Origin of the sequence: Dyadobacter soli (assembly GCF_900101885.1) — a bacterium.
In the GTDB taxonomy this organism is placed as follows: Bacteria; Bacteroidota; Bacteroidia; order Cytophagales; family Spirosomataceae; genus Dyadobacter; species Dyadobacter soli.
Window position 1 is genome coordinate 358,292 of sequence record NZ_FNAN01000011.1, and the last position, 6,681, is coordinate 364,972.

General features: G+C 48.6%; 8 protein-coding genes. 3 read left to right on the forward strand and 5 right to left on the reverse strand.

Going from position 1 to position 6,681, the window contains the following annotated elements:
* The first annotated feature begins 70 nt into the window (after nt 1–70).
* The 3 genes from BLQ88_RS20210 (at nt 71) to BLQ88_RS20220 (ending at nt 2,986) form a co-directional block, all read left to right on the forward strand.
* Complete coding sequence (locus tag BLQ88_RS20210) at nt 71–931, forward strand: NAD-dependent epimerase/dehydratase family protein (protein WP_090153800.1); 861 nt, start codon at nt 71–73, stop codon at nt 929–931.
* Between the two features lie 108 nt (nt 932–1,039).
* Nucleotides 1,040–2,080 carry an NAD(P)-dependent alcohol dehydrogenase gene (locus BLQ88_RS20215; protein ID WP_090153802.1) on the forward strand — a complete coding sequence of 347 codons (1,041 nt, stop codon included), beginning with the start codon at nt 1,040–1,042 and terminating at the stop codon, nt 2,078–2,080.
* 9 nt (nt 2,081–2,089) lie between these two features.
* A complete protein-coding gene (locus BLQ88_RS20220; protein ID WP_090153804.1) occupies nt 2,090–2,986 on the forward strand; it encodes a helix-turn-helix domain-containing protein in 897 nt (298 codons plus the stop codon).
* A gap of 39 nt (nt 2,987–3,025) precedes the next feature.
* Here BLQ88_RS20220 and BLQ88_RS20225 read toward each other — a convergent pair whose 3' ends face one another.
* The 5 genes from BLQ88_RS20225 to BLQ88_RS20245 form a co-directional block, all read right to left on the reverse strand.
* A complete protein-coding gene (locus BLQ88_RS20225) occupies nt 3,026–3,385 on the reverse strand; it encodes a class I SAM-dependent methyltransferase (RefSeq protein WP_090153806.1) in 360 nt (119 codons plus the stop codon).
* Complete coding sequence (locus tag BLQ88_RS20230) at nt 3,382–3,561, reverse strand: class I SAM-dependent methyltransferase (protein WP_090153808.1); 180 nt, start codon at nt 3,559–3,561, stop codon at nt 3,382–3,384. Before BLQ88_RS20230 ends, BLQ88_RS20225 begins: the two co-directional genes overlap by 4 nt.
* 644 nt (nt 3,562–4,205) lie before the next feature.
* Nucleotides 4,206–4,445, reverse strand: a complete 240-nt coding sequence (locus BLQ88_RS20235) for a hypothetical protein (RefSeq protein ID WP_090153810.1) — start codon at nt 4,443–4,445, stop codon at nt 4,206–4,208.
* A gap of 284 nt (nt 4,446–4,729) precedes the next feature.
* The gene (locus BLQ88_RS20240; RefSeq protein WP_090153812.1) at nt 4,730–5,353 is read right to left on the reverse strand and encodes a response regulator transcription factor; all 624 of its coding nucleotides are present in this window, start codon (nt 5,351–5,353) and stop codon (nt 4,730–4,732) included.
* A gap of 59 nt (nt 5,354–5,412) precedes the next feature.
* Nucleotides 5,413–6,681 (reverse strand): T9SS type A sorting domain-containing protein (locus tag BLQ88_RS20245; protein WP_143016890.1); only part of this gene is annotated, 1,269 nt, incomplete at its 5' end.

Sequence of the window (6,681 nt, forward strand, 5' to 3'; positions counted from 1 at the left end):
GTTTGATATTGATTGGCTGTCCGCCAGGCTGCGGCCTAATTTTGCCGTATCATTATTAAACCATTCAACAATGAAAATTCTAGTAACAGGAGCGACAGGAAAAGTAGGAAGCCGTTTAGTGCCACGGCTGATAGCCAAAGGCTATGATGTATCGATATTGGTCAGGGACGCTGCAAAGGCTGGCAGTCTGATTAATCTCGGCGCGACACCCATTACCGGCGACCTATTTGAACCAGCCACCTTACCCGTCGCGGTAGCTGGTATGGATGTCGTGATCCATCTTGCCGCGCTCTTCCGCACCTTTACAGATAATGAAGGTATCATCAAAACCAACCGCGAGGGAAGTATCGCACTGGCGCAGGCAGCACACGAGGCCGGTGTCAAACGATTTGTTTTTACCAGCACCTCTAATGTGTACGGTTCGGGTTACCGCCGCCCGGCCAAAGAAGACGAACAGGTGGATATCAACGATCCGCGCGCTTACTCTTCCAGCAAGATCGCCGCAGAAAACGAATTGATCGAAATGCATCAAAACCAGGGATTTGATGTACGTATCTTGCGCCTTGGCTTTGTGTACGGTAACAAAGACCCGCACATCGCCGAAATTATCCCATACATTAAAAAGCTGAACATGCATTCAGGATCGCGCATGCACATGGTACATCACCTGGATGTGGCGCAAGCACTGATCCTGCTGCTTACCATCGAGGGGTTGGATGGAGAGATCTTCAACGTTGCCGACGATGCACCGATCACTTTGTACGAACTGGCTGATTCTGTCGGAAAAGCGGCGGACACCTTTGACGGAACCGAAGGCCCGCTTAACGACCCTTTCCAGGGCGTTCAGGATGTTTCCAAACTTCGAAAGAAAACCGGCTTCCGGCCATTGGTGCCAAGCTACTATGTGGCCCGCGATCTTGATATTTTGTAGCCATAACCCCTGGACTTAGCAGCATTGAAAAATTCGGATACTTTTTACCCGGATTTGGATAATTGCGGCCACACGCTGCCTCCTAAGTTTGTATCATAAAACGATAATATGATCACAGCAAAAGGATATGCGGCGCAAACAGCGGAAAGCCCACTAGCGCCCTGGCAATTTGAAAGACGCGAGCTCGGCGCGCACGATGTACAGATCGAAATTCTGTTCTGTGGGGTTTGTCATACCGACATTCACCTGACCCGCAACGAATGGTTTGAAGGAATTTTCCCAATGGTCCCCGGCCATGAGATCGTGGGGCGCATCATCGCGCTCGGTGCGCATGCCAGTAAGTTCGGCATCGGTAATCTGGGTGGTGTGGGCGTGATGGTAGATTCCTGCCGGGAATGCGCTGATTGCAGGAACGGGCAAGAACAGTTTTGTAGTGTTGCCCCGGTGCAAACCTACAATAATCTGGGCCACGACGGCCGGCCTGTTTACGGCGGATATTCCAATACCATCGTCGTCCATGAAGACTTCGTGCATCGCATTTCCGAAAAACTCGACCTGGCCGGAGTGGCCCCATTGCTTTGCGCAGGGATAACGACCTATTCGCCATTAAAAAGGTGGAATGTAGGTAAAGGACATAAACTGGCTGTGGTCGGTTTAGGTGGATTGGGCCACATGGGCGTAAAGTTTGGGAAAGCTTTGGGTGCAGAAGTAACGGTGCTGAGCACTTCTCCTGGCAAAAAGGAAGCGGCTATGCAGCTCGGGGCGGACCATTTTATCATTTCCAGGGAGGATGCGCAGATGAAAGCAGCCTTCAAAACATTTGACTTTGTGCTCGATACCGTTTCGGGCAACAGTGACGTTAACCCCTATCTGGCCGTTTTAAAAAGCAATGGCATTTACGTCAATGTCGGTATGCCGGCCAAGCCTTGGGAAGTTAGTTCTTTCTCGTTGGCAACCGGCAACAAGGTCATTGCAGGGTCTGGCGCAGGAGGCCTTCCTGAAACACAGCAGATGCTGGACTTTTGCGCGGAGCATAACATCGTCTCCGAAGTTGAGCTGATCGATATCAAGGATATTCACACTGCCTACGACCGCATGCAAAAAGGGGATGTCCGCTACCGTTTTGTCATTGATATGAAAACCCTGTAACTTCAATCGGTGAACAAGCCATATCTCATCAATTCCATATCCGAGCAGCACAGGCTGCTCGGATTGCCCAAGCCTAAGCATCCGCTGATCAGCGTATTCCGGCATGAGCACGCTGATTACGCCAGCCTGGTCGATCTGCAACATTTTACCCTCAACTTTTACTGCATATCCATCAAAACGGATTATGACGGCAGGTTGAAGTACGGGCATCGCCATTACGATTTCGACGAAGGGATGATGGCCTTTATTTCCCCGAACCAACTGCTGATGAAACTGGACCCGGGATCGAAACCGCCGGGTGGCATGACACTGATGTTTCACGAGGATTTCATTGCAGGTACTTCGCTGGCTACCAAAATCCGGAATTTTGGCTTTTTCTCCTACGAGCTCAACGAAGCCCTTCATTTGTCAGAACAGGAAGAGGCGAAGATCAAGGACCTGTTTGCCAGCATTGAGGCGGAATACCAAAGCAGCATCGATCATTTCAGCCACGAAGTGATGGTTGCTCACATTGAGCTTTTGCTGCAGTATAGCAGCAGGTTCTACGCCCGTCAGTTTATTACCCGTAAAGTGGCCAACGACGAAATCCTGGTCCGATTGGAAGTTGTGCTTAACACATTTCTGGAATCGCAGAAAGGGTTGCCGACTGTACAACAGGTCGCCAGGGAGTTGAACGTGTCCGCCGATTATCTCAGCGATATGCTGCGGACCGTCTCAGGACAAACCGCCCAGCAGCACATACAAGCCCGGGTGATTGAAAAGGCAAAACGGCTATTGGCGACCACGAACTTACAAGTCAGTGAAATTGCCTATCAGATGGGCTTTGAATATCCGCAATCCTTTCATAAGCTGTTCAAGAACAAGACCAACATGTCTCCGGTACAGTACCGTGAAAGCTTGAATTAGGCAATTGCTCCTTGATCGGTTGAAGGCCTCGGTTTTCGATCAGCTTATTGATTCATCCGGGGAAGTAACCAGCGCACCATACAGCATCGCGGAACCATACAACGACCTGCGCTCCCCAAGTTTTGATATCGAATAATTCCCGACACGGTCGAAAAGGCTTTTTAGACCTTTGAAGTCAATGGGAAATGGCACCCAGGAATTGGATACTGTTGTGTCGTATTCTACAATCAAAAACCTTCTACTTGTACTAAAATGTTTTTCCAAGCGCCGGACCAAGGATTCCTTATCCCTGATGAAATGAAGGGAGTTCGCCATCAGGATTCCGTCTAATCCTGCCACCTCCAACGCCTCTGTTTCAAAATCGGCCTCGATGAATTTGATCGAAACCTGGTTGCTCATTTGCGGCGGAAGCTGTTGGTTGTTTTGTCCACGCCGGTAATGTTGCTGTGCGCTGGCAACACCGTCGCCAAGGCTTCGGTGAAAGTCCCCGTCCCACACCCCAAATCTAACCAGTACTGCTCCTGCTCGCCATTGGTACCGCCACCGATTAGTTCTATGGCCTCTTGATTTGTCATGGTTTCTAGATAATTAACTGTTACGGTCGAGAATCAAGCCGTGATCAGGCTATGCTGCCTGAGCCGACCGTAACAAATATAAGAGACAATGACCAGGGGGAGCTTGACCAGCCGCGATTAAGCTGAATGCAGTGTAACCAACATATAGTGACGAATGGAGGCCGGAAAGAAATGTTGATCTATTCCGCTCAGAAACAGTATTGGATCCCTTTGAAAAACGCTAAGCAAACTAGTTCACAAAGGCAGGTTACCGAAAAGGTTACCAGATATTTTGACCTGAATTGAATCGAAATTACACGTAAATCTTTTTAAGAAATCACAATAGCGAATATTATGAATGAAAAAAGCGCTTTCTGAAGCGCTATCAGTTGTCCCGCTGGAATCATTTTTATCGCCTAACTGTCTGAGAAGCGGTACCATTTTGGACTTCAATTTCCGGGTTACCGGATAGGTTACCAGATGAAATGAGCGATTTTGGAGTAACTTGACCAACTTCACATACCAAATTTACAATTTTTGAAGCTAGCAGCCAAGGATTGGAGAAATTCTAGTGAGAGCTCACAGCCAACGGCGGCATCGATATCTCTAAAGTTGGGATCTTCCAAATTGATTCTTTTGCCAATTATTTTGCGAACTAGGGTAGCCTATAATTTTGAAGCAATTTTAAACAGTTGTACTACGTAAGAGAGGTCTTCCTCGCGTTGTATTCCGTCTTCGGATGCTATAATAGCCACCGGGAAATATTCATTACCACGGCGATTTTCCAGATAGCCCATAAACTTATACTTTACCAAGCCAACATTCGGAGTCTCCGTATCCGGTAGAAAGTGACCAATATATGGATGTGCTTCAGTGATCAAGAAATCTTTTTCTTCTTTTGTCATAGGTTAACAGTTTGATAATATATAAGAATACGAAGAATTCACGGATAACTATCAATATTTGAAAGAGACGAGGAAACAGACCCGTCAGGAGCACCGAAAGTCTGCTTCAAAACCTCAGGATATCTGGAGAGCATCAATGAACAGGGCACTATATTGTTAGGCCTTGTTCCTATAAACGGTATTGATACCTTCATTGGAGATGCTTTGGGTACTGGACAGGCTTGAATTTTGGAAGCTCTATCTTGAGCATAAGGTTCTCCTAGATAATCAGGAAAGTAACAGTGTTACAGTATTGCTACTTTCTGGGTTAGTTCGAAGCAGTCAGTTACATTCAGTTTTCGGTATATCCGCTTCTTGTATGTGCTGACTGTGTTGCTCTTTAACTTCAGCGTGTAGGCAATTTCTTTGGTAGTCTTTCCTTGAATCAGTTGCGACATAACAAGTTGTTCACGATTGGAAAGCCATTGGAGGGATTCAGAATTTGCACCGTGGCGTGTTAAAATGTTGGGTACGAGCGCGGACTGTAATTCCATGCTGATGTATTTGCCTCCGGATAAAACAATCGAAATGGCCCGGGCAAGTTCCTTCAAGCTGGCTTGCTTTGAAATAAAACCGTCAACGCCGGCCCGTAAGAGGGGGAGCGCATATAACCGCTCGGAGAATAACGAGTAAAACAGGATCGGGAGGTCAGAGTCCAGAGTCCGGAGATCTCCGATCAGAGCCATTGCATTAGTTCCGCTGACATTGATTTCAGCTATTGCCAAATCAATATCCACATCACTGATAATGTGGCGGGCAATTTCCATGGATGCTGCTTGCAATACGTTGTATTCTTCGGAAAGATTTTCAAGAAAATATACCAAGCCTTCTCTTAGCATGGTTTGGTCGTTGATAATCAGTATGTTCATGGTTTGGAGGATAGACTAGGAAAAACAGGTGCCCTCACTGTAAGAGCACCTGCTTGTCATCATTTAATATGGACGAATTTGTGTGTGTGAACAGATCCGTCTGTGTGTGTGATGCGCAGGACGTACACGCCCGAGTCGAGCTTGCTTACATCCACCTTACCTGCTTCAACCGGTCCGGAGCTGTACACCTGCAAACCTGCGAGGTTGTCGATCCGGATGGCTTTCACCTGTTTCCAGCTGGTCACTTTGAGGGTCAGCTCATTGCTCACAGGGTTAGGATAAATGCTGCTTTCCAGTTTGCTTTCAAAACGGACGCTTCTGATAGCGCTGAATGCAAAGCTGCTGTCGGCATCGACCATTTTCAGGCGGTAGACGCTAACGCCAACCTCCGGTTGGTGATCGACATAAGCGTAGGTTTTCCTCACCTTGCTTTCACCTTGCGCTTTCACGCTGCCGATGGCTTTCCACGCCTTACCATCCAGGCTGCGCTGAACCTCGAAACGATCCGAGTTGGTCTCTTCCGAAGTTACCCAGTTGAGTTCTGCAACATTTTCACGCGCGGTGACAGTGAACGACACCAGGGTTACCGGAAGTGGGTTTTCCCAGCGGATCGTGTACGGTGCAGGCGGTGATTGTTCGCCGGCCTCATCCACATAAGCGTACTCGAAAGTGGTGCTGGTGTAGCCCGTACCCGTTAGCTTGATCGCCAGTGAATCCGGATTGTAGTTCGGGATCACCTGCCCTGGTGTTACGAGTATGCCGTTGTAGTACAGCTCTCCGTTGTTGGGCAGGGTGGTAATTACCACGGTGCGGTCCTTATCATCCCCATTCAATGCGCCATCCTCAGGGTCGGTACCAGTCAGCTGGTCAGGCGTGGTTGTGCCCGCACCTGTGCTCACATGCGAGCCGTTAAGCGGAATGATTACATCCACAGTCGGTTGGTCGATCAGGTAATTCTTTGGATCGGCCACCGGCGGCTGCTGCACACCGAAGTTGGCATTGGTCACATCGGTGGTAGTCACAGTAATGTTTGGCAGAATACCATTCACAGTACCATCGCTACCGGCATTGGCGCCCAGGTGCTCACCGGTGTTATTCCAACCGGTAGGCAGGCTTGGTACCGTCGAGCCGGCCGCTGTCTGATGCAATACCACGCTGTAAGTGCCGGGTTCCACATTACCGAAGTCGTAAGAACCATCTGCATTCACAGGCACGGTTGCCACAGGGTTACCTGCATTGTCAACCAGCGTTACAAACAATCCACCAGGAATCGCAATGGCCGAAGTCGTATTGACAGTGTTATCCGTCAATGCATTGGCATCGTGGAA